Origin of the sequence: Chryseobacterium sp. ZHDP1 (assembly GCF_018603435.1) — a bacterium.
Classification (GTDB): domain Bacteria; phylum Bacteroidota; class Bacteroidia; order Flavobacteriales; family Weeksellaceae; genus Chryseobacterium; species Chryseobacterium indicum.
Genome location: NZ_CP075682.1, coordinates 1,550,217 through 1,575,244, shown reverse-complemented (window position 1 = coordinate 1,575,244; position 25,028 = coordinate 1,550,217). Strand labels below are relative to the sequence as shown.

19 protein-coding genes are annotated in these 25,028 nt (G+C 36.5%); 16 read left to right on the top strand and 3 right to left on the bottom strand.

All coding sequences use genetic code 11. The annotated features are described in order from the left end of the window. The first annotated feature begins 57 nt into the window (after positions 1-57). The 13 genes from KKI44_RS07100 to KKI44_RS07040 all read left to right on the top strand — a co-directional run bounded on the left by KKI44_RS07100 (position 58) and on the right by KKI44_RS07040 (position 19,948). On the top strand, positions 58-1,311 hold the full coding sequence (locus KKI44_RS07100; protein WP_214590479.1) for a CinA family nicotinamide mononucleotide deamidase-related protein: 1,254 nt from the start codon (positions 58-60) through the stop codon (positions 1,309-1,311). Positions 1,312-1,395: 84 nt separating this feature from the next. After that, positions 1,396-4,794 (top strand): polysaccharide deacetylase family protein, encoded by a 3,399-nt coding sequence (locus KKI44_RS07095; protein WP_214590478.1) that lies wholly within the window; start codon positions 1,396-1,398, stop codon positions 4,792-4,794. 326 nt (positions 4,795-5,120) lie between these two features. Beyond that, a complete protein-coding gene (locus KKI44_RS07090; RefSeq protein ID WP_214590477.1) occupies positions 5,121-7,148 on the top strand; it encodes a M13 family metallopeptidase in 2,028 nt (675 codons plus the stop codon). A gap of 783 nt (positions 7,149-7,931) precedes the next feature. Next, complete coding sequence (locus KKI44_RS07085; RefSeq protein WP_214590476.1) at positions 7,932-10,031, top strand: M13 family metallopeptidase; 2,100 nt, start codon at positions 7,932-7,934, stop codon at positions 10,029-10,031. A gap of 156 nt (positions 10,032-10,187) precedes the next feature. Then, entirely contained in the window at positions 10,188-10,736 is a 549-nt protein-coding gene (locus tag KKI44_RS07080) for a type VI secretion system contractile sheath small subunit (protein ID WP_214590475.1), read from the top strand. Between the two features lie 21 nt (positions 10,737-10,757). Continuing rightward, positions 10,758-12,119, top strand: a complete 1,362-nt coding sequence (locus tag KKI44_RS07075; protein WP_214590474.1) for a DUF5458 family protein — start codon at positions 10,758-10,760, stop codon at positions 12,117-12,119. A gap of 75 nt (positions 12,120-12,194) precedes the next feature. Next, positions 12,195-12,647 carry a hypothetical protein gene (locus tag KKI44_RS07070; RefSeq protein ID WP_214590473.1) on the top strand — a complete coding sequence of 151 codons (453 nt, stop codon included), beginning with the start codon at positions 12,195-12,197 and terminating at the stop codon, positions 12,645-12,647. Positions 12,648-12,783: 136 nt separating this feature from the next. After that, positions 12,784-13,827, top strand: a complete 1,044-nt coding sequence (gene mutY / locus KKI44_RS07065) for an A/G-specific adenine glycosylase (protein WP_214590472.1) — start codon at positions 12,784-12,786, stop codon at positions 13,825-13,827. A gap of 1,282 nt (positions 13,828-15,109) precedes the next feature. Continuing rightward, positions 15,110-15,667 (top strand): gliding motility lipoprotein GldD, encoded by a 558-nt coding sequence (gldD, locus tag KKI44_RS07060; RefSeq protein WP_087709026.1) that lies wholly within the window; start codon positions 15,110-15,112, stop codon positions 15,665-15,667. Positions 15,668-15,695: 28 nt separating this feature from the next. Further along, complete coding sequence (locus tag KKI44_RS07055) at positions 15,696-16,619, top strand: PfkB family carbohydrate kinase (RefSeq protein ID WP_214590471.1); 924 nt, start codon at positions 15,696-15,698, stop codon at positions 16,617-16,619. 87 nt (positions 16,620-16,706) lie between these two features. After that, positions 16,707-18,077: a peptidylprolyl isomerase gene (locus KKI44_RS07050; RefSeq protein ID WP_214590470.1), complete on the top strand. Its 1,371-nt coding sequence runs from the start codon at positions 16,707-16,709 to the stop codon at positions 18,075-18,077. 126 nt (positions 18,078-18,203) lie between these two features. Next, on the top strand, positions 18,204-19,148 hold the full coding sequence (locus KKI44_RS07045) for an NAD(P)H-dependent flavin oxidoreductase (protein ID WP_214590469.1): 945 nt from the start codon (positions 18,204-18,206) through the stop codon (positions 19,146-19,148). A gap of 17 nt (positions 19,149-19,165) precedes the next feature. Then, complete coding sequence (locus KKI44_RS07040) at positions 19,166-19,948, top strand: alpha/beta fold hydrolase (RefSeq protein ID WP_214590468.1); 783 nt, start codon at positions 19,166-19,168, stop codon at positions 19,946-19,948. A 99-nt stretch (positions 19,949-20,047) separates the two neighbouring features. Here KKI44_RS07040 and KKI44_RS07035 read toward each other — a convergent pair whose 3' ends face one another. The 3 genes from KKI44_RS07035 to KKI44_RS07025 form a co-directional block, all read right to left on the bottom strand. Continuing rightward, entirely contained in the window at positions 20,048-20,665 is a 618-nt protein-coding gene (locus tag KKI44_RS07035; protein WP_214590467.1) for a hypothetical protein, read from the bottom strand. A 33-nt stretch (positions 20,666-20,698) separates the two neighbouring features. Then, complete coding sequence (locus KKI44_RS07030) at positions 20,699-20,998, bottom strand: rhodanese-like domain-containing protein (RefSeq protein WP_214590466.1); 300 nt, start codon at positions 20,996-20,998, stop codon at positions 20,699-20,701. 75 nt (positions 20,999-21,073) lie between these two features. Further along, positions 21,074-22,288, bottom strand: coding sequence for a tRNA modification GTPase (locus tag KKI44_RS07025; protein WP_214590465.1), 1,215 nt, complete (start codon positions 22,286-22,288; stop codon positions 21,074-21,076). 88 nt (positions 22,289-22,376) lie between these two features. Here KKI44_RS07025 and queG point away from each other — a divergent pair, with 88 nt between their 5' ends. The 3 genes from queG (at position 22,377) to KKI44_RS07010 (ending at position 25,009) form a co-directional block, all read left to right on the top strand. Beyond that, positions 22,377-23,321, top strand: a complete 945-nt coding sequence (gene queG / locus KKI44_RS07020) for a tRNA epoxyqueuosine(34) reductase QueG (protein ID WP_214590464.1) — start codon at positions 22,377-22,379, stop codon at positions 23,319-23,321. A 350-nt stretch (positions 23,322-23,671) separates the two neighbouring features. After that, positions 23,672-24,355 carry a TIGR02117 family protein gene (locus KKI44_RS07015; protein ID WP_214590463.1) on the top strand — a complete coding sequence of 228 codons (684 nt, stop codon included), beginning with the start codon at positions 23,672-23,674 and terminating at the stop codon, positions 24,353-24,355. Between the two features lie 6 nt (positions 24,356-24,361). Then, positions 24,362-25,009 (top strand): murein L,D-transpeptidase catalytic domain-containing protein, encoded by a 648-nt coding sequence (locus KKI44_RS07010; RefSeq protein ID WP_214590462.1) that lies wholly within the window; start codon positions 24,362-24,364, stop codon positions 25,007-25,009. Positions 25,010-25,028 lie beyond the last annotated feature (19 nt).

The following is a 25,028-nucleotide window of genomic DNA, read 5'->3' as shown; positions in this document are numbered from 1 at the left end:
TGCCCGTCACAGGGAAATTTCCGTCATTTGTACAGAAAATTTTTTCGACCAAATTATATGAAAAATGCCGTTCTGATCACCATTGGTGACGAAATCCTTTCAGGAAGTACCGTAGATACCAATTCTAACTTTATTGCTGCTGAACTGAAAAATATTGGGATAAAAGTGGTACAGATTTTTACCATCTCAGACCAGATTGAAATAATTAAAAAGACCATAACATCTGCTTTTGAACTGGGAGATATCATCATTACAACCGGAGGTTTAGGTCCTACAAGAGACGATAAAACCAAAAAAGCCATTGCCGAATTTTTCAATGACGAAATTGCTTTAGACGAAGAAACTTTTGCCCATCTTAAAGCGTACATGGAAAAGAGGGGAAGAACAGAAATTCTTGAAAGAAACCGCGAACAGGCTTTTGTCCCTACGAAGTCCAAAGTATTTCAGAACCATTTCGGAACTGCACCCTGCATGATGATGGAAGAAAACGGAAAACTCCTTTTCAGTCTTCCCGGAGTTCCTTATGAAGTAAAACCTTTAATTAAAGATCAGATTGTTCCTTATTTAAAAGATAAATTCAGTCTGCATTATCTTTCCACGAGAATTGTTTCCGTAGTCGGAATTCCGGAAAGTGTTCTTGCAGATACAATTGAAAACTGGGAGCTTGCCTTGCCGGAAAATCTTTCTTTATCCTATCTTCCTGTAGGAACCCGTGTAAAGCTGAGGCTGACTGCAAGCGGAGAAGATGAAAACATTTTGAAACAGCAACTTGAGGAAGAAATTAAGAAACTCCTTCCTTTAGTGAAAGATCATGTAATCGCCACTTCGCAGGATAGAATAGAAAAAATCCTTGCCGATATTTTAACAGAGAAAAAGCTGACACTTTCTACTGCCGAAAGCTGTACCGGAGGCGAACTCGCAAAAATGATTACTTCTGTTTCAGGAAGTTCAAAATATTTCCTTGGCGGAATTATTTCTTATGCTACAGAAAAAAAGACCGATATTCTAAAAGTAAAAAAAGAAACCGTAGAAGAATTTACTGTTGTGAGCGAGCAGGTTGCGGCAGAAATGGCAGAAGGCTGTCAGCAATTATTTCATACCGATATTTCTTTGTCTACAACCGGAGTTGCAGGTCCCGGAAAAGGGGAGGACGGAAAAAAGGTCGGAACTGTTTTTTACACCATAAGAATCCACGATAAGGAAGTGACTTCAAGATTATATATGCCACATCTGGAAAGACAGGATTTCATGCACTTTGTATCGCAGAAAGTTATTCAGGATTTGGTGGCTGTCCTGGTAAACAATCAGTAATCTTATAAATTTTTAATTTTTTTTTAATTAATTCTGTATAGGTTTTTCACGGTTTTTGACGTTAGTGAGAAAAATATCAAAATCGTGGAAAACTCAAAGCAGATTTTTCAGACCGACAGTAAAAAACGCTGGAGAAACGTTCAGTGGGGAAGCCGGATTTTTATCTTCGTAGCCATCCTTCTTTTTCTGGCATTAGGTCTTATGATGAAATTGGACAGAAGTCCCAAAATTCCCTTTAAAGAAGATTACAAAGCGGTTATAACAGCAAACAGACCTTATCTTCAGGAGAACAAAATTTCTAAAGAATATAAAGGATTCCGAAGTTTCATTTCCGAAAAAACAATGCACACCAACCTTGCTAAAATTGAAAAAGCAAGAGCCGAAAGACTTAAAAACCAAAACAGAAACTGGGCGCAGTTTCCGGACGGAATACGTTCTGCATTTTATGTGGCATGGGATCCGCAGTCTTTAATGTCTTTAAAAAGAAATATCAGACACATCAATCTTGTTTTTCCGGAATGGTTTTTCCTTGATCCGAAAACCGGGGATCTTAAAACCAATGTAGATCCTGCCGGTTATAAAGTTATTAAAAGAACAGGAGTTGCGGCAATGCCGATTCTCAGTAATAATTTTGAACAGGAATTCCATTCTGAAGGACTGGGGAAAGTGTTGAAAGATCCAAAAAAAAGAACCCAGCTTATTCAGAAATTAACGCTTCAATGCCAGAAACTCAATTTCAAAGGAATCAATATCGACTTTGAAGATATGAATCTGGATTCTGATGAAAACCTGATCGCTTTTATGAAAGAGCTTTCCGAAACATTTAAGCAGAATAAATTATTGGTTTCCATGGATATCATGACGGATAATAACGATTACAATATCCAGAGACTGAATCCTTACGTAGATTATTTTGTATTAATGGCGTATGATGAATATGCACTGGATAGTGACGCGGGACCTGTTTCTTCTCAGAAATGGATCGAAGCACAAACCGGAAAAATTCTGGCAAAAACTTCACCGAATAAAATTATTTTAGGATTGGGAGCTTATGGCTACGACTGGAGTACAGACAAGGAGCAGAATGTTTCCGTAACGTATATGCAGGCAATTACCAAATCGAGTGCAAGTAAAGCGAGCATTAATTTCGACGACAATACCTTTAACTTAAATTATTCCTATACAGATTCAAAAAACAATACACATACCGTATTTTTTAACGATGCTGCTTCTATTTTTAATACGATGCGTTTCTCTGCCGAATATCCTCTTGCCGGAACAGCGCTCTGGAGACTGGGAAGTGAAGACAGCCGCATCTGGAACTTTTACGATAGAGATCTTACGTTTGCAGGTTTATCAAAATTAAATTTAAAAAGTCTTGAAAATGTAAAAGGTCAGACCATGGTCGATTACATTGGTGACGGCGAAGTTTTGGACGTTCTGAATACGCCTCACGACGGAAAAATTGCCCTTGAGATTGATCCCAAAGAAAAAATCATCACCGATGAAAATTATATAACCTATCCCAGTTCTTACGAAGTTAAAAAATATGGAGAAGCTCCACAGAAGGAACTGGTATTAACTTTTGATGACGGTCCTGATGAAACCTACACTCCGCAGGTTTTAGACGTATTGTCAAAATACCACGTTCCGGCCGCCTTCTTTTTGGTAGGATTAAATGCAGAAAAAAACCTTCCTTTGGTTAAAAGAATTTACAGAGAAGGACATGAAATCGGAAACCATACCTTTACCCATGAAAATGTGGCTAAAGTAAGTCCCCAAAGAGCCCTGCTGGAAATGAAACTCACCAGACTGCTCATCGAATGTATCACAGGACACAGTACCATTCTTTTCAGAGCACCTTACAATGCGGACTCTGAGCCTACAACTTCCGAAGAAATTATACCTGTTGCATTGGCAAGACAACAGAATTACCTTGATATTGGAGAAAACATCGATCCCGAAGACTGGCAGCCGGGAATAAAGGCCGATGAAATTGTAAAACGTGTTTTAGCAGGTGTAAAAGCCGAACGCGGAAACATCATACTCCTTCACGATGCAGGAGGTGAAACCCGTGAAGAAACCGTAAAAGCTTTGAAAGTTTTAATCCCGACTTTACAGAAACAAGGCTATCATTTCACCAATCTTGCCAGTATTCTGCATAAAAACAAAGCAGAACTTATGCCTTCTGTTCCAAAAACAAGAGCCTATTACGTAATGCAGCTTAATCTTCTTTTGGCAACCATTATTTACGGAATCAGTCATTTTTTAGTAGCCTTGTTTACCATTTTTATCGCATTAGGACTCATCAGATTATTTATTATGTTATTCTGGGCGTTTAAAGAACGTCGAAAAGAGAAAAAATCGGGAGAATTTCCTGTTTTGGAATCTTACCCGAAGGTTTCAATTATTGTTCCTGCGTACAATGAAGAAGTCAACATTGTGTCATCATTAAACAATCTGTTAAAACAGACCTATCCCAATTTCAATATTATTCTGGTAGACGACGGAAGTAAAGATTCAACCTACGAAAAAGCAAAAGAAACCTTTTCTGAACATCCGAAACTGAAAATTTTCAGCAAAACCAACGGCGGAAAAGCAACTGCCCTGAACTTCGGAATCTCCCAAACCGATGCAGAATTTGTGGTCTGCATAGATGCCGATACAAAACTGGAAAAAGATGCCGTAAAATATTTAATTGCAAGATTTTTAAACTCAGATCCACATGAAAAAATTGCAGCCGTGGCTGGAAATGTAAAAGTGGGAAATACCGTAAACTGGCTTACAAAATGGCAGTCTATTGAATATACAACCAGTCAGAATTTTGATCGTTTAGCGTATGCCAATATCAATGCCATTACTGTAATTCCCGGTGCTATCGGAGCTTTCAGAAAATCTGTAATTGAAGAAGTTGGCGGATATTCTTCCGACACTTTGGCCGAAGACTGTGATATTACGGTTAAAATATTAAGAGAAGGTTACACCGTTGCTAACGAAAACCGCGCAGTTGCCGTAACAGAAGCTCCGGAAAGCGTAAAACAGTTTTTAAAACAACGTTTCAGATGGACGTACGGAATTATGCAAATGTTCTGGAAACAGAGACAGACTTTCCTTAACCCGAAATACAAAGGTTTAGGACTTTGGGCAATGCCGAATATTTTACTCTTTCAGTACATTATTCCGTTCTTCTCCCCGCTTGCCGATATCATTATGTTTTTTGGAATATTATCCGGAAACGGGGGAAAAATATTCAGTTACTATTTAATTTTCCTTTTGGTGGATGCATCTTTGGCTTTCATTGCGTTCATCATGCAGAGAGAGAAATTGGTAAACCTGCTGTATGTGATCCCGCAGCGTTTCGGATATCGCTGGCTGATGTATATTGTACTGTTCAGAAGTCTCCGAAAAGCACTGAAAGGCGAAATGCAGACCTGGGGATTCTTAAAACGTACCGGAAATGTAAAAGAAATTGCAACGTCTTAAATTTAGGATTGTAAAAAAGTTGTCTTTCAAAAATAAGTGAGGCGCCTTTGTTTATCTTAAATTTTTTAAACAGAGTTTTTAATAATTCCTTGTCTGGCATTGCGTTTAAATTATCGCAAGGGTAAACAACGTTTTTTAATATTAAATTACCTAACTAAAGATACACAAAGGCGTTTCACTTAATTTCGAAATACAAAGACTGATAAGAAGAGATTTTCAAATTAAAAATTAAAATATAAACAGATCTTAATATTTAATTAAATTTGTTTTCATAAAAAGTAACGAAATAAAAAAAAGTTACACTTATTGTAAAAATTGTAATTATAATGAAAAAATTAACGCTTTCTCTGCTTTTATTAGGAGGAATTTGTTCACAGACCGTGAACGCTCAGGCGACAGATAAAGGTCTAGACCTTAGCTTGATGGATAAATCAGTACGTCCTCAAGATGATTTTTATAACTATGTAAGTGGAACATGGATGAAAACTGCCAAAATTCCTTCCGATAAACCAACTTGGGGAAGTTTCAACAAACTGGCTGAAGATACAGATAACAACTCCATGACGATTCTGAATTCTCTTCTGAAAGATAAATTTGCTGACGGAACAGAAGGCAAGAAAATTCAGGACCTGTACGCAACGTACATGAACATGGCAAAAAGAAATGCAGACGGCATCAAACCGATTCAGGCAAATCTTAATAAAATTGATGCCATTAAATCCGTTGGAGATCTTCAGAAATATTTAATCTCTGTAACCAAAGAAGGAGAAAACAACTTCTATGGATGGGGAGTAGATGCAGATCTTAAAGACTCTAAAATGAACGTTGTTTATCTTGGTGACGCATCTTTAGGTCTTGGAAGAGATTACTATCAGAAAGTAAACGAAAAAAACACGGAAGCTTTAGCAGAATATACAAAATATGTTGCTTCTATGTTAAAAGAACTAGGATACAAAAACGCGGATGCTGCCGCTAAAGGTATCGTAGATTACGAGAAAAGCATCGCAAAAACATATTTAACCAACGAGCAGAGCCGTGATAATACGCTACAGTACAATCCGCAAACAATGGCTCAGCTTTCAGCTTTGGTAAAAAATGTAGACCTTCCGGCTTATCTTAAAGCAGTTGGCGTAAATACAGATAAAGTAATTATCGGAGAATTAGGATATTACAAGAATTTAGATAAATTCATCAATACACAGAATCTTCCTGTTATCAAAGATTATCTTAAATTCCACATGATCCACGGAAGCGCGGCTTACCTAAGCGAAAAATTAGGTGATATGAGATTCGCTTTCTATGGCAAATATTTAAGAGGACAGAAGGAGCAGAGAGCTTTAAATAAGAGAGGTTACGAATTAATTAACGGATCTTTAGGAGAAGCTTTCGGTAAATTATACGTGGAAAAATATTTCCCTGCAGAAGCGAAAGCGCAGATGGTTGAACTGATCGATTACTTAAAGAAAAGCTTCGCGGTTCACATCAACGGATTAACGTGGATGTCTTCTACAACGAAGGAAAAGGCAATGGAAAAGCTGAATAAGTTCACGGTAAAAGTTGCGTATCCGGACAAATGGAAAGATTATTCCAAATTAACCATCACGCCGGAATCAAAAGGTGGAAATCTATATGCTAATCTTCAGAATATAGCAGAATGGCAGTATAACAAAGATTTAGCTAAAATCGGAAAACCGGTAGATAAAACAGAATGGGGAATGACGCCGCAGACTGTAAATGCTTACTACAACCCGGTAAACAACGAAATCGTTTTCCCTGCTGCAATCCTACAGCCGCCTTTCTTCAATCCTAAAGCAGATGCTGCCGTGAATTTCGGAGGAATCGGTGCGGTTATCGGTCACGAAATGAGCCACGGATTTGATGATTCCGGTGCACAGTTCGATGCAGACGGAAACTTGGTAGACTGGTGGACTCCTGAAGATAAAGCCAACTTCGAAAAAGCAACAAAAGCTCTTGCAGCGCAATACGATAAATACGAGCCTGTAAAAGGAACGTTTGTGAACGGAACCTTTACCAACGGAGAAAATATTGCAGATTTAGGAGGAGTAAACATCGCTTACGACGCTCTTCAGATGTATCTGAAAGACAAAGGAAATCCGGGAGTTATCAGCGGTTACACGCAGGATCAGAGATTCTTCCTGAGCTGGGCAACAGTCTGGAGAACATTATCCAGCGAAAAATACATGATCAATCAGGTAAAAACAGATCCGCATTCTCCGGGATATTTCAGAAGTTTCGGTCCTTTAACCAATGTTGATGCTTTCTATAAAGCGTTTGATGTGAAAGAAGGAGACAAATTGTACAAAAAACCGGCAGAAAGAATTAAAATCTGGTAATCACAATTTTTAAATATAACCAAAACCGTTCAGCAGTGAGCGGTTTTTTGTTTTTTGGAGCTTTTTCGCGCTTTCTGCACTCGCTATTTTCTGGGTTTCGGCGCGGCGGAGCCGCGCCGAAACCCAGAAAATGAGCTCAGACAAATGCTTCAATCACGGCTAGGATTTCAGTCATTTTTTTCAGCATCAGAAAAATAGAATAGAAATTATCTCCAATTCAGAAATCCCTGTATCATTTGCTGAGTGAAGCGCCGTTGCGAACAAAGATACCCACTACAATGTAAAACAAAACCTAGCGAACATAGCGTTAGAATCAATAAAAATAGATTTCTCCTAAAATTAAAGAACCAAATAATCTAAGTTGCTATCATTTGCTGAGTGAAGCGCCGTTGCGAACAAGAATACCCACTACAATGCAAAACAAAACCTGGCGAACATCGCGTTAAAATCAATAAAAATAAATTTCTCCTAAAATCAAAGAGCCGAATAATCTAAGTTGCTATCATTTGCTGATTGAAGCACCCTTGCGAACAAAAATACCCACTACAATGTAAAACAAAACCTTGCGAACCTTTGCGTTTAAGAAGACTTATCCCGAACTCAGGTTATTTAAGAACTCTTTCGAACTTTGCGTGAAATACTAATATTCAGTCAATCAAAATCAAATAACAAAAATATCAAGTTCTTATTTACATCCTTTTCATCAATTATTATTTATCACTTATCATTTATAATCAAAATTCGTATATTTGGTAAGTTTGTGTAAAATCAAAAAATATCTTAATGAAAAAGCTAAATATCGGGATACTTGCCTTTTCGGGTCTGGTATTCTTAAATTCTTGTGGTACAGCGAAAACGGGAGAAATTAAAAAACCTGAAACCATGAAAACGGTTGCTGTAGAGCCGGTGAAAAAAGAAGAAGTAAAAGAAGAAGGGATCAATCTGTCGTACATGGATAAAACTGTTCGTCCCCAAGATGATTTTTTTAGCTATGTCAACGGAAACTGGGTAAAAACTACGCAGATTCCTTCAGATAAAGCAAGTTGGGGTTCTTTCAACGCACTCAGAGAAAATGTAGATGATGCTTCTTTGGACATCCTGAACAAAATCCTGTCAGAATCCTATCCTGCGGGCTCCGAAGGTCAGAAAATCCAGAATTTATACGCATCTTTTATGGATACTGCTAAAAGAAATGCGGAAGGACTGGCTCCGATTAAAGGAGATCTTGCAAAAATTGATGCCATTAAAAACATTAGCGATCTTCAGAAATACCTTCTTGAAGCAACAAAAGTAGGCGACAATTCTTTCTACGGATGGAGAGTAGGTGCAGACCTGAAAGATTCCAAAATGAATGCAGTCTATCTTGGTGGTCCCGATCTTGGACTGGGAAGAGATTACTATCAGAAAGTAAATGAAGCCAACACAAAAACATTAGCAGAATATCAAACCTATGTCGGAAAATTATTCGGTGTTTTAGGCTATAAAAATTCAGAATCTGCAGCAAAAAATGTAGTGGATTTCGAAAAACAGTTGGCAAACTATTTATTAACGCTTGAACAGAACAGAGATGCCAATTTAAGATACAACCCCAAAAAAGTATCAGAATTGCCGGCTTTAGTTAAAAATATCAATCTTCCGAAATATCTTAAAGATGCCGGAGTAAATACAGACAGAGTCATCATCGGAGAACTAAGGTATTACCAGAATATGGACTCTTTCCTTACCCAGAAAAACCTTCCATTGCTGAAAGACTATCTGAAATATCACTTAATCAATGGAAATGCAAGCAATCTGGATGAAAATTTAGAACAGATCAGATTCGATTTCTATTCCAAATATCTTCAGGGACAGAAAGAACAGCGTCCGATGAACAAAAGAGGGCTTTCTTTGGTAAACAGCGTTCTGGGAGAAGCCTTCGGAAAATTATATGTGGAGAAATATTTTACGCCGGAAGCAAAAGCGCAGATGGAAATGTATATCGATTACATTTTAAAATCCTTCAAAACGCACATCAACGAAATGGACTGGATGTCTCCGGAAACAAAAGTAAAGGCACAGGAAAAATTATCAAAATTCACCGTGAAAATTGCTTATCCGGATAAATGGAAAGATTATGCTCAATTAAAAGTAGAATCTCCGAAACAGGGAGCAACATTGTATTCCAATCTTCAGAATGTTTCAGCGTGGCAATATCAGAAAAATTTAGATAAAATAGGAAAACCGGTAGACCGAACAGAGTGGGGAATGACGCCGCAAACAGTAAATGCCTATTACAGTGGATCGAACAATGAAATCGTTTTCCCTGCAGCCATTCTTCAGCCGCCTTTCTACAATCCAAAAGCAGATGCAGCCGTTAATTTCGGAGGAATCGGAGCCGTTATCGGTCACGAAATTTCTCACGGATTCGATGACAGCGGTTCAAGATTCGACGGAGACGGGAACCTAAATAACTGGTGGACCGATGCAGACCGTAAAAACTTTGACGCAAAAGTAGCACAATTGGCTGCACAATACAGCGCTTACGAACCGGTAAAAGGAAGCTTCGTTAACGGAAAATTCACAAGTGGCGAAAATATCGGAGATTTGGGAGGAGTGGCAGTGGCTTACGATGCACTTCAGATGTATCTTAAAGATCACGGAAATCCGGGATTAATCAGCGGATTTACACAGGATCAGAGATTCTTCATGAGCTGGGCAACAGTGTGGAGAACAAAATCCACAGATCAGTATATGACCAATCAGGTAAAAACAGATCCGCATTCGCCGGGAATTTTCAGAGCATTCGGTCCGTTAGTCAATCAGGATTCATTCATCAAAGCATTCGACATCAAACCGGGAGACAAAATGTATAAAGCTCCGCAGGACAGAATAAAAATTTGGTAATACAGTCCAAAAATTGTTAGAAAATAAAAACGCATCAGAAATGGTGCGTTTTTTATTTAATTTTTCATAGTTTAGTGACATCGCAAAATATCAGTTTTTGGTTAATATTTAATTTAAAAAGTTAATATTTCAAGAAAAATCTTAACAAAATTTTGTATGTTACAGTTTTTTTTTAAATTTAAACATTGGATTGGTCAGCTATTTGATGCTGATAAAAACAATACACACCAACATCGAAAATCTCAAAATATTAATAATATGGCAATGTTCAATTATGGCGTTGGCGGAAACGAGGTAAAAGTAGACGCCAATGAAGCTATTCAGCAGATTCAGGAGAATAAATCGCTGATAGTAAGCCAGCTTACAACCGACGAATCTTATGTCCCTGAAATTGTAACAGGATTAAAAACAGTAGATGACGTCTTCAGACATTTCCAGCCTTCTGTAAGCGTTCAGCACGAAACGGAGGACGGTAATGTAGTAGAAGAGGAATTCCGTTTTCAGAATCTCGCGGACTTTACCCCAAAAAATCTCACTCAGAAATCAGATTATTTACAGCAATTAAGCATGGAGCAGGAACAGTACAACAAAATTGTACGACAGCTTAAAACCAATAAAATTCTGCGTAATATGCTGGAAAACGATCAGACGAGAGCTGCCTTCGTAGAGGTATTGAAAGAAGTGGCACAGGAACTTGAAAAATAATCTAAAGACGTTACATTAATCATGGATAGTAAATTACAGGCAGCTGAAAACCAACCACAGGGACAGCAGCAACATGCAGGACAGCCGAAAAGTAATCCGCTTGCCGAACTCAATAAAATAGGAGGTTTTGGTTTTGTAGAATCTGTTGTAGACGGAATCGCAAACATGAATCCCACCAGAAAAGCCAGAAAGGAAATCTTCCTTAATGACAGCAATAAAGCAGATGAAAGAAAAGAACTTCTCCAGAAAATCAATCTTTGGGTAAATCTTCTGGAAGGAAACGATTCTGCAGATAAGATGGCAGAAACATGCAAAGCTAAAGCGCAGGCTGCCGATCAGAATTTAAAACTAAATCTTAAAAATACGCTTGATGCAGTCCGTCAACTGGAAACAAACTACAGAACGGTCGCCCAATTCTATAAAAATACCGAACTCGATAAAGTAGACAATGTCAGCATAGTAAACGCAAGTTTAGATCAGGTTTCAGATTTAGATAATCCAATATTTATCGATGCTATTGCAGAAGAGTTTAAGAACTATTACGACCGTTTAGATCTTAGAGACAATTACTCTATTTTAGCAATTCCGGGATATTTGGGATCTAATAAAGTCATTGAAAAATGGGCAAAAATCTGTAACGAAAACAAAGTAATGATGGTGACGGATTTTGCGAATCTTGATAAACCGGATGACGTGGTGGATTTATTCCATTCTGCCAATCTTACAGGAGGTGAACTGCATAGAAGTAATGTCATCATGACTTGTAACTGGCTTGTTGGACGCGGAAAAGCTGAGGAAGTAGGAGAGGAGGAAAATGTAGAACTTCCGCCATCAACTTCATTGGCAGGAAAAATCCATAAAACATTAATGTCTCAGGTTGCAGCAGGTAAAAAGCACGGAAACATCAATGAAGTGGACGCCGTAAAATTCGAATTAAAGAAAAGCGAAATTTCCCAGTTGGAAAAGATGGGGCTTGTTCCCATGGTGAACGAATACGGAAAAATTATGGCTTTCTCTGCAAAAACATTATTTACAGGAGACAATATAGGACTTCAGACCTATTCCGTAGTTCGCGTATTCGATTATGTTACTAAAGTTCTGCTCGATTTCTTAAACAGAAGAGCTTTCGAAAACTGGAATGCAAGAAATGAAGATGATTTAAGAAAACAGATCGTAACCTTCCTTGACGGTATTAAAGGTCCGGATAAACTGATCGAAAAATTCAAAATTGTCCGTTTCGAGCAGGATAAAGTGAATAAAGACAGAGTTTGGCTGGATATCCGTTTAACGCCTTATTTCCCTACAAAAAGTTTCGTTATCAAATTAGACGGACACAAAGGAGACGACGGAAACGAATGGGATGCGGAATATCTTCAGGATTAAATTAATCAAATTAAATATTAAAACCGATGCAATTTTTCATCGGTTTTTTTCTACCAAATCGTTAAAAATAGAAATATGAAAGGCAGGTTATTCTACTTTTTGCCCGTAATTTTTATGATCTTCAGTTGTGAAGATAAAAGGGTACAGCAAAATCATACAATAGATCTTTTCGCCGACGAAATAAAAGAAGGAAAAGCTTACATCATGAAACCGCAGGAATGCTTCGATGAAAGTGATATGGTGATTGCTTCATCAAATATTAAACTAATAGATCAGTCTCAAGGGCGTGGAAAATCCATTTTTATTTACAGAGTTATTAATGGCAAAGTAGAGAAAACGACAAGAGATTCTATGGTGGATTTCCCATTCAGTTTTCTGTCTAATCAACAGTTAAAATTCAAAAAAGATTCTGCTTCCTATATTTATCTCAAAAAACTGGAAGGTTACCGCTTCATCGCAAAAGAAAAACATTTAAAATATCAGTGGCTGAAAGCGGCTCCCGTATATTCAGTTCAAAAAGAAAATTAAATTATCTTTGTATTTAATAAACAGATGCTTCGACAAGCTCAGCATGACATTTCTAATACTAGTCGTTTTATTAAAAGTGAATTTTTAGCGTTGTCATGCTGAGCTTGCCGAAACATAAAATGTAGCAGACAAACCTTTGGAAAAAACAAAACAATCAGACTTCAGACACATCGGCAATAAACTTCTTAGCTGGTATAAAACAAATGCCCGCGATTTACCTTTCAGACAGACCAAAGATCCTTACAAAATATGGATTTGTGAGATCGTTTTTCAGCAGACCAGAATTGCTCAGGGATTAGGACATTATAATAATTTTGTTCAGCGTTTTCCGGATGTAAAAACCCTTGCCGAAGCAGACGAAAACGAAGTTTTACTGTATTGGAAAGGATTAGGCTATTATTCCAGAGCGATAAATGTTCATAAGGCAGCGCAACAGATCATGAACGATTATAATGGCGTTTTTCCTCATGAATACGATGAAATCTTAAAGTTAAAAGGTGTCGGAAAATATACAGCCGCTGCAGTTTCCAGTATTTGTTTTGGGGGTAAAATTCCGGCTGTGGACGGAAACTTTTATCGTGTACTGAGCCGTATTTTTGCAGATGATTTTGATATTTCAAGTTCAAAAGCTTTTAATTATTTTTCTGAACTCGCTCATTTAATCTTACCTGAAAATGTCGGTGATTTCAATCAGGCGATGATGGATTTAGGTTCCGAAATCTGTAAGCCTAAAAATCCTCTTTGCAGAGAATGCCCTTTACATGAAGACTGTCTGGCTTTTTCCATGAATAAAGTTTCTGAATTTCCGGTAAAAACAAAAAAAGTAAAAGCTGCTGACTTGGAGCTGAAATATTATTTCGTTCACAGAAATGGTCAGTTTTTAATTCAACAGAGAAAAGACGATTTCATCTGGAAAAAGTTATTTGAATTTCCACCTGAAATTTCAGATGATTTAATTCCATTCATCAAAAGTATAAAAAATGTAAGCCATAAACTCACGCACAAAAATTTAAGCATAGAGATTTTTAATGTAGAAGTAGACTCGGAAGAAATATGGCAGAATTTCATCACTGAAAATAATTTTATTGTAACTGATGTTGAAGGTTCACACGAAAAATCCTTCCCAAAACCGTTGGAGAATTATATCCAAAATTATGAAATGGCATATAGAATTTTGTAATGTCATTGCGAGAAGTGTTTAAAAATAAACCATTAAGAATAGTTAAGCAGTTAAGAAAGATTAAGAATTTGCAGGCAAATTAAAGGATAAGCTTAAAAAATAATTAGAATGTAATAAAAACGCTCTGTGTGCTTATTTAAGTGAAACGCTTTAGCGAACTTAAAAATATCCATTAAGTTTTAAAAGAAAAATCTTCGCGCATTTTGCGTTAAAATTAATTACATGATTAAAATGGAGATTCATTCACATATCTATCATTCGCTGATTGAAATGCCGTTGCGAACGAAAAATGTTTTCAATAATTTCAAATAAACTTTTGCGTCTATTGCGTTTAAAAAAAAACCATTAAGAATAGTTAAGCAGTTAAGAAAGATTAAGAATTTGCAGGCAAATTAAAGGGTAAGCTTAAAAAATAATTAGAATGTAATAAAAAACGCTCTGTGTGCTTATTTAAGTGAAACGCTTTAGCGAACTTAAAAATATCCATTAAGTTTTAAAAGAAAAATCTTCGCGCATTTTGCGTTAAAATTAATTACATGATTAAAATGGAGAATCATTCACATATCTATCATTCGCTGAGTGAAATGCCCTTGCGAACGAAGAATGTTTTCAATAATTTCAAATAAACTTTTTGCGCCTATTGTTTAAAAAGAAACCATTAAGAATAGTTAAGCAGTTAAGAAAGATTAAGAATTTGCAGGCAAATTAATGGATAAGCTTAAAAAATAATTAGAATGTAATAAAAAACTTTCTGTGTGCTTATTTAAGTGAAACGCCTCTGTGAACTTAAAAAAGCGGTTAATATTTAAAAACTCTTGCGAGCTTTGCGTTAAAATTAAGTATATGATTAAAATGAATATTCATTAACATATTATCATTCGCTGAGTGAAACGCCTTCGCGAACGAAAAATATTCACAATAATATTCAAAAAAGACTCGCGCTCTTTGCGTTAAAAAGATTCTTCACTCCGCTTCGCTCCGATCAGAATGACAAAATGCTACATAATGTACAACAAGTCATTATCTTTGTTGTCTTCGTTAAGTGAAACACTTTAGTGAACTTAAAACGAAAAGCTGTTAAAAAAAATCTTCGTGTACTTTGCGTTAAAATTAAATACATGATTAAAATGGGTATCCCATTTAGTTTTAAAAGAAAAAACTTCGCGAAGCTTCACATTCAAAAACAAAGCCTCAAAAGCAAAATTTAATCACAATCTCAAAACCCATTGAAATCCCGAAATTTGTCTTCCGAAATCTGAAATCTAATTTGTACTTTTGCAAAATGTTTAAAAACGCCATTTTTATTTTTGCAGCCTTACTTTTGGTATCTTGCGGAAAAGATCCGGTTCCGAAGCCTTACGGAGAACTTCGACTGGAATATCCCGCACCGAAATATCAGAAATTCGAAAACAACTGTAATTATACATTTGAATATTCAGATTTTGCAAACATTACCGATGCAAAAAAGCCTTGCTGGTATTATCTGAACTATCCGAAAATGAAAGCCAAAGTTTTTGTAACGTATTACCCGATACAGAATGATTTTGCAGCTCATATTCAGGAAGCTGAAAAAATGGTGTATGAACATACGATAAAAGCAAGCGCAATCGACACAAAATCTTTCGAATATCCTGAAAAAAAGGTATACGGAAATTTTTATGAACTGAAAGGACAGAGCGCTTCCAATCTTCAGTTTTACATTACAGACAGTACCAAACATTTTGTAACTGCCTATTTATACTTTAACACAAGACCGAAACCGGATTCTTTGGCTCCTGCGGTAGATTATATCAAAAGAGATATGAAACACCTGCTGGACACATTTGAATGGAAAAAATAATTTACTTTTAAAATACTTTGAAAAAAATATGAAACTTTTAGTTGTAGGAAGTGTTGCGTTCGACGCAATTGAAACGCCATTTGGAAAAACAGATAAAATTTTAGGAGGTGCAGCTACGTATATCGGGATCACTTCATCTATTTTGGGCGTTAAGTCCGGAATCGTTTCTGTGGTAGGAGGAGATTTTCCGCAGGAATATCTTGATATGTTCACAAACAGAGAGGTTAATGTAGAGGGAATTGAAATCGTAAAAGAAGGGAAAACATTCTTCTGGGCAGGAAAATACCACAACGACCTGAATACAAGAGATACTTTGGCAACTGAAGTAAACGTTCTTGAAAATTTTGATCCTAAAATTCCGGATTCTATGCAGGATGCAGAGATCTTATTATTAGGAAATCTTCACCCGGGAGTACAGCTTTCCGTACTTGAAAAAATGAACAACCGTCCGAAACTGGTTATTCTTGATACCATGAATTTCTGGATGGATACAGCTTTGGAAACACTAATGCAGATGATTGCTAAGACGGACGTGATTTCAATCAACGACGAAGAAGCAAGACAGCTTTCAGGAGAATATTCTCTGGTAAAAGCAGCTAAAAAAATCCACGAAATGGGCCCGAAGTTCGTTATCATCAAAAAAGGAGAACACGGAGCATTGCTTTTCCACGATCATAAAGTATTCGCCATTCCGGCTTTACCACTGGAAGAAGTTTTCGATCCAACCGGAGCTGGAGATACTTTTGCAGGAGGTTTTGCAGCTTATTTAGCTAAAAAAGGAACATTCGATTTCGAAACCATGAAGTCTGCGTTAATCGTAGGTTCTGCTATGGCTTCTTTCACGGTTGAGAAATTCGGGACAGAAAGAATTCAGGAAGTAAACGAATCAGACGTATTCGGAAGACTGAAGCAGTTTAAGGAATTAACAACTTTCAACGTAGAAGTACAATAAATACCTCTTTTTAAGAAATATTTATAATAAAAAATTTAGTGTAATTCATTAAGAATTCTAAATTTGCAACTTGTTTAAAATAGTAAAATGATAAATAAACTTAAGATCACTTTTCTTTTTGGAATTTTCATCATGTTGTTTGGTACAAATATGATGAATGCTCAGTTAAAACAGGGAGATTTAGTGGATGGAATTGCTGCTGTAATCGGTGATGAAATTGTTTTGGAGTCTGACATCAATGAGCAGATGAATTATGCAAAACAGCAGGGAGCTTCCAACATAGATAAGTGTGAGTTTTTAGAAAACTTACTGAATAATAAGCTTTTGGTATACGCTGCTAAAAGAGATACGTTAATCGATAACCGTTCTGCTGCAATTAAAGAACAGGCGAATGCAAAATATCAGCAGTTGCTTTCTCAGTTTCCTGATGAAAAAACAATGTTGGCAGCCTACAAGTTCAGAAACGGATATGAAATGAAAAACGCAATCGAAAAAATCGATACCGACCAATATTACGGACAGGCTAAAATTCAGAGAATTACAGACAAAGCGGACGTTACACCAAACGAGGTAACCGACTTCTATAATTTATATAAAAGTCAGCTTCCTGAAATTAAAGATGAGGTGTCGTTATCTCAGATCATGATGTATCCTAAACTTACGGATGCTCATAAAGACGAGCTGATTAATAAGCTGAAAAAAATCAAGAAAGATATTGAAGGAGGAGAGACTTTCGAAAGTCAGGCAAGGATTTTTTCTGAAGACAAAGGAACCGCTTCCAACGGAGGTTTAATGAAAAACATTTCCAAAGGACAGATGGTAAAACCTTTCGAGGCAGCCGCTTTAAATCTTCAGGAAGGAGAAATTTCAGAGCCTGTAGAATCGGAATTCGGATATCACCTTATCCAGCTTGTTAAAAAATCAGGTAAAATCTATGAAGCGAGACACATCCTTCTGATGGCAACTCCTACTGATGAGGAAATTAAAACAGCAAAAGCTAAACTGGACAGCATCAGAGGTTTAATTCTTAACGGAAAAATGACATTCAAAGACGCTACCTTCAGATTCTCAGACGATAAAAGAACAAAGTTCAATGCGGGAGTTATTCCGGGAGCGGACGGATCAAATAAAATTGAAAGAGAAACAGTTCCGGGAACAATCAGCTACGAATTGGCAGGATTAAACAAAGGAGATATTACGAACGCTTTCGATGATATGGATGAAAGAGAAAGAAAAGTGGTAAAAATCGTAAAAGTGGAAGATGTAATTCCGGCTCACCAGATCAAACTGGAAACAGATTACGACAGAGTGAAGCAGATGGCGCTAAATAAAAAGCGAAATGAAATGATCGAAAAATTTGTTAACTCAAAGCTTCCGACAACATTCATCTCCATCGACGGACGTTACGATTCTTGTAACTTCAAAGCCAACTGGAAAAGAGATTCAATTAAAAAATAATCATCAAAACCTTCAGAACTTCTGAAGGTTTTTTTATGCCCAAAATCTTCGCAAGACCGCTATTTTTATTATTTTTACAGCATGAGCAGTTTCATAGATTTTAATTCAGCAAAAAAGCTTCACCAGATGAATTCACAACAAAATAAGATTACACAACTCTTTAATATACAATATCCTATCATTCAGGCAGGCATGATCTGGCATTCCGGATGGAGACTTGCTTCTGCGGTTTCCAATTGCGGCGGTCTAGGATTAATCGGCGCAGGAAGTATGTATCCCGATATTTTAAGGGAGAATATCCGGAAATGTAAACAGGCTACAGACAAACCTTTCGGAGTAAATGTACCGATGCTGTATCCTAATCTGGATGAAGTAATTCAGATTATTCTGGAAGAAGGTGTAAAGATTGTTTTCACTTCCGCCGGAAACCCTAAAACATATACCGAAACTTTGCAGAAAGAAGGTTTGAAGGTTGCTCATGTGGTTTCTTCAACAAAATTTGCCATGAAATGCGAAGAGGCAGGAGTAGATGCCGTAGTTGCGGAAGGATTTGAAGCAGGCGGTCACAACGGAAGAGATGAAACCACCACATTCTGTCTAATCCCGAATGTAAGAAAGCATATTTCCAAACCGCTGATTGCAGCAGGAGGAATTGCTTTAGGCTCCCAGATGAAAGCAGCCATGATTTTAGGCGCAGACGGCGTTCAGATCGGTTCCCGTTTCGCTGCCACTGTAGAAGCAAGTGCCCATGAAAACTGGAAAAATAAAATTACAGAACTTCAGGAAGGAGATACCCATCTTACCCTTAAAGAACTCGCGCCTGTAAGAATGGTTAAAAATAAGTTCTTTAATGAACTGGAGGAGATCTACAACGTTGGAAGAAACAAAGAGTCTCTAATCGCTTCTTTAGGACGTGCAAGAGCCAAAAAAGGGATGTTTGAAGGCGATATGGAAGAAGGCGAACTCGAAATCGGGCAGGTTTCTGCGTTAATTGATGAAGTTCTTCCCGTAGAAACCGTTTTTCAGAATTTACTTAAAGAATTTAACGAAACCAATACGCCAAGTTTATAGAATTAATCTGAAAGTTAATGGAAGGAAGGATTGTTAATGTCAATGGGAAAAAACTATATACAGAATATCATAACTCTTTTGAAAATAAACCAACTATTGTTTTTCTGCACGATTCTTTAGGCTGCACTCAGCTTTGGAGAGACTTTCCTGAAAAACTGGCTTTGCAGACGCAATGTAATGTGTTGGTCTATGATCGTTTAGGCTACGGAAAATCTTTTCCTATGCTTACCTATGAAAGAGAAAATAATTATATGGAGCAGGAAGCCGATCTTCTGAATGACCTCTTAAAAGAACTGAATATAAATGATATAATCCTTTTCGGACACAGCGACGGCGGAACAATTGCCCTGATTTTCGCCGCCAAATATCCTGAAAAAGTCATTGCAACTCTTTGTGAAGCCGGACATATTTTCGTGGAAGATATAACAGTAAACGGTGTAAAAGATGCTTTTGAAGCTTATAAAACCACCAATCTTCCGGAACGTCTGGCAAAATATCATGGTGATAAAGTTGAAATGATGGTAAAAGCCTGGACGGAAATCTGGTTAAGCGACAAATTCAGAAGCTGGAATATTGAATATCTGCTGAAAAATATAACATCACCTTTGTTATTTATTCAGGGAGAAAATGACGAGTACGGAACACTGGATCAGGTTGAAAAAACAATTTCCCAGGTAAGCGGGACTTCAGAAAAATTCATCATCCCGAACATCGGCCATACACCGCATAAAGAAATTCCGGACACTGTTCTGCAAAAATCTACAGAGTTTATCTCCTCAATTATAAAGGCAGAATACTGAAAAATAGCTGGTAAAATTTAAGCAGCATTACATTTCCCTCCTCTGGAGGGGTGGCGAAAATTCAAAGAATTTTTGACGGGGTGGTCAATAAATGCAAGATCAAAACCCATCAATTTCTATCTGAATATTCTTTCTTGCAATATCCTCATACTTTTCTTTAAAAATGGAGGTCTTAAAAATATCCTTCTGTTCCAGAAAATGTTTTAAAACCTTTTTTCTTCCCGGTTTATAAAGCAAATCGGGATAGATGGCATATTCTTTCCTTATTTTTTTAGTGTAATCAATGTATACTTCAGAATCTTTTCCGAGAATCGACAGATCAGCATCTAAAAGATAATTGGTATCGCTGTTTTCAGATAAGTGATGCGATTTGGTGGCAAGAATCTGTTCAGAAACTTTTTGAATGAAATGAGAGTCTACATGAAGTCTTTTCAGTCTTACTGCTGCAAATTCAGCACTTTTTTCTTCATTTGATTTTGAAGCAGCATCATAAATTACATCATGATAGAAAACAGAAAATGAGAGAACAGGAAAATTTTCAATTTCATCTTTTAAAGCATCCAGTTCAGAAAACATATTTTCCAGATGCTCAAGATTATGATAATGTCTCCCTTTCTCGCTGTATTTCTTTTCAATTTCAGACCAAAGATCTCCAATAAGATTTTGATCTTCGGTAAATAAAAAACAGTTTTGAAGAAATCTTTCTTTCAGGTTCATTTTCAAAAATTTTCAGATAAAAAAAGGAACTTTTTAAAAAGTTCCCTGATTTGCTTCCAGATTTGCTTTCAGCTCAGCCCAGCCTCCGCCGTTGTAGCCGTCTTGCAAACCCTGAGAGTTAAGATATTCCAAAGCCTTTCCGCTTCTGTTTCCGCTTCTGCAGAACAAAATTACAGGCTTTTCAATAGACAGGATTTCTTCTTTTCTGTCTTCCACTTCTCCCAAAGGAATATTTTTAGCACCTTCTATGTTTCCGTCCATTTCCAGTTCCATAGGTTCGCGAACGTCGATTAATGCATAATTTCCTGATTTTATAACTTCTGATAAAGACATAATTTGTTTTATTAGATTAAACTTATAACGAAAATACGTAAAATTTAAAGAAAATTTACAATTTTACAGCTTTTTCTAAAACAGTGTATATCCTAAGATCACAGAAGAAGTCTGATATTTCGAAGTCCAGTTTAAATAGTCTTGCATCAGATTTCTATTGGTGGATGTTCTGAATTCCACCTGAAACTTATCATTATACTTAAATCCTACCCCGAAAACAAAGTTATTGCCGGAAAATATTTTCAAATTATTATAATCATATCGGATATTTGATCCCATTTCAATATCAAAAACATACGCCGCATTAATGAAGATTTTAGACTTGTCATTCAGAAAGAAATAATGTCTTATTCCCAAAGGAATTTCTATCGATTTATAATCTATATTTCTGATTGATGTTGTTTCGAAAGGCTGCCCTTCATAAACAACAGATTGCTTTTCTGTTTTGTAATACTGATAAGTAGGTTCTGCGAAAACGGCCCATTTATTTTTATTGAAAGGAAGAATAAATTCAGCTTCAAGACCTATTCTGAAAGATATTTTATTATCAAATTTCGCATTTCCGCTTCCGGAATAATAATCATTTACCATTTCAAAAGAAGAAAAATTCATCCCCGGTCTTATGGTCAGATTAAAAAGATCTCTTTTTTCGTAATTTTGATTGTAGTTTACCGCAGAACTGTTAGAACATTCGTTGTATTTCAGAAAAACTTTAATCAGATCTTTTGGTTTGTAATTCAGTTTATTAACGTCCGTAAGATCTACTCCGCAATTCAGATTATCCAGAATCTGCTTTTTATATTCTTCATTATAAGCAATTAATGAATTTTCAATGTAATAAGGTTTATAAACAAGCTGCTTTACTTCAGAATCGTTCACAGAGAAGAAAAATCTTTCAAGGTCTTCATTTTCATAATACAATAAGTCTGCTTTTCCTTCCACTACATATTTTAAGAAAACGGTTTTTTCTGCAAAATTCGCTTTTTTCTCGTAAGACATTGATTGCAACTGATCAGAAGAAAGATCTACCATCACCGTCTTTCTGATATATTTTTGCTCATTATCGATTCCGAATTCCTGAATATTTTTAATGGATTCTTTTTTTATTTCTGCAGAAGTTTCATCTGTTTTGTATTCAAATTCTGTAGGATTGTTTTTCCAGTCCAGATTTTTGATCAGAACTTCACTTCGTTGTCCTGAATTATTTACGAAATAACCTTTTTCGAATTTTATTTGTGCGTTAAAAAACGCTGCTGAAATAAGTCCGGTGAACAGACAGATTTTTTTCATGAGTTATTATTTTTTCCTTAGTTGTAAGGTCTGAATTTTTCAAACGCGGCAAAATTATAAAATAATCTTAATTTTGCAAGTGTAAATCATGATTTCAACCGCAGAAAAATATACGCAGCTTATAAAATCCAAGGCAAAAAGTTTTGGATTTCAGAACTGTGGGATTTCGAAAGCAGATTTTCTTGAAGAAGAGGCAAAACCACTCGAAAACTGGCTGAAAAATAATTTCCACGGCGAAATGAAATACATGGAAAATTATTTTGATAAAAGATTAGACCCCAGATTGCTCGTAGAAGGTTCCAAGTCTGTAATTTCTCTTTCCTACAATTATTTTCCCGAAGAAAAAATTTCAACTCTCGAAAATTTTAAGATTTCCAAATATGCTTATGCGGAAGATTACCATGAAGTCATCAAAGATATTTTACGTGAGATGGTTGTTGAACTTCAGGAAGAGATCGGGGAATTCGGATTTCGTGTTTTTGTAGATTCTGCGCCGGTTCTGGAAAGAAGCTGGGCGAGAAAATCAGGAATCGGATGGGTAGGAAAAAACGCGAATTTAATTACAAGACAGAGCGGTTCGTTCTATTTTTTAGCGGAAATTATCTGCGATCTGGAACTCGTTGCAGATCATCCGGTGACCGATCACTGCGGAACGTGCAGGAAATGTATTGATGCTTGTCCCACCAATGCGATTGTCTCAGAAAAGCTGATTGACGGAAGCAAATGTATTTCTTACGCAACAATCGAGCTCAAAGACTCTATTCCCGATTATTTTCAGGACAAGATGGACGACTGGATGTTTGGCTGCGATGTTTGTCAGGATGTCTGTCCGTGGAACCGTTTTTCGTCACCTCATCAGCAAATGAAATTCAAACCGAATGAAGCGCTGAAAAATTTTAAAAAAAGAGAGTGGAAGGAGCTTACGCAGGAACTGTTTTCCGAAATTTTCCGCAAATCGCCTGTCAAAAGAACAAAATTTGCCGGACTGAAAAGAAATATAGATTTTCTGGAAAAATCTTCACAAAATAAGTGAAATCATTTTGGCGGATAAACCCTTATCTGGAATTGTTGAAGTTCCAGAGTAAGAAGGTTGAACACCCATTCCTTAAATGGATCTTTAAGGAGGGAAAGATGGCTGGTAAGAATTTTAAAAAATTTTCAGACTAAAAAAAATGTATTCTGAAAATAAAATTTGTTAAAAATCAGCGTTTTTTCTGTATTCTTTTTGGGGCTACTTTTACTCTTACTTTGAATCTTTTGTTTGATTTCGTGTTTTTGTGCATATTTTTTAATATTTGGTACTTAAATTTAGCGAAAATTCCGATCAAAACAAATACTTTTACGAAAAATTAATAATTAAATTTTCATTAACTTAAATAAGACATGAACGTGAAAAAGATGTTGCTTCTCATCATTAAAGCTTTAGGAATTATTGTAGGAATTGTGGTTTTGTATATTGCTCTGGGTTATTTTCTGCCTTTTATTGAAGTTTCTGCGAAGGATGACGGCCAGAAAAAAGAAATTCCGGTTTATATTTACACCAACGGCGTTCATACGGATATTGTAATGCCTGTAAAGAATGAGATACAGGACTGGAGTACAAAAATCCCGTTCAGCAATACGAAATCCAAAAGTACAGATTACAATTATGTAGGAGTAGGATGGGGAGATAAAGGATTCTATCTCGACACTCCGACTTGGGCAGATCTTAAGTTTTCGACGGCTTTTAAGGCCGCTTTCTGGCTTAGCGAATCGGCAATGCACTGTACTTTCTATAAAACTATGAAGGAAGGCGACGACTGTAAAAAAATTATGATCAGCAAGGATCAGTATAAAAAACTGGTAGATTTTGTAGATGCTAAATTTGATAAAGACCAAAACGGAAACTACAATCTTGTTCCTACAAATGCTGTTTACGGAAGTAATGACGCATTCTATGATGCACAGGGAAAATACAGCTTCCTGAATACCTGCAACACCTGGGCAAATGATGCTCTGAAAGCGGCGGATCAGAAAGCGGCATTCTGGACGCCTTCAGATTATGGAATCTTCTTACATTACAAATAGGTTTCTGTGAATTTTTTAAGTTGGATAACGGCATTTCTGTTCCTGTTATCATGCAAACAGGAAGCGGAAAGTACCATCAAGCCACAGATTTCAGAAATCTCAAAGCAGGAAAAGAAACCGGAAATTGATTTAAATAAAACAAAATCGAAAGCCGAAGAAGCACTTACATTCTGCAAATCCAATCAGTTCAGTACAGATTTTTGCATTCTGATTGATATGAGTCTGCATTCCGGAGTGAAAAGACTGGTAGTTTGGAATTTTAAAACAAATTCTGCTTCAAAAAAATATCTTGTTGGTCACGGTTGCGGAAATAATCAGTGGAGCAGTGACGCATCAAAAGACCATCCGAAATTCAGCAATGAAGACGGAAGTCATCTTTCATCACTCGGCAAATACAAAATTCAGGGACGAGGTTACAGCGACTGGGGAATTCATGTAAAATATCTGATGCACGGTCTGGAAAAAACCAACAGCAATTCGCTGAAACGATTCATTGTTTTTCATTCCTGGAATCTGATGAGCGATGAAGAAGTCTTCCCGAAAGGTTCTCCTGAAGGTTGGGGCTGTCCTACCGTATCCAATAATGCGATGAAAGAGATAGATCCGATGCTTCAGAAATCTAAAAAGCCTGTTCTGATGTGGATTTATAATTAAAAAAATTTAAATACAATCT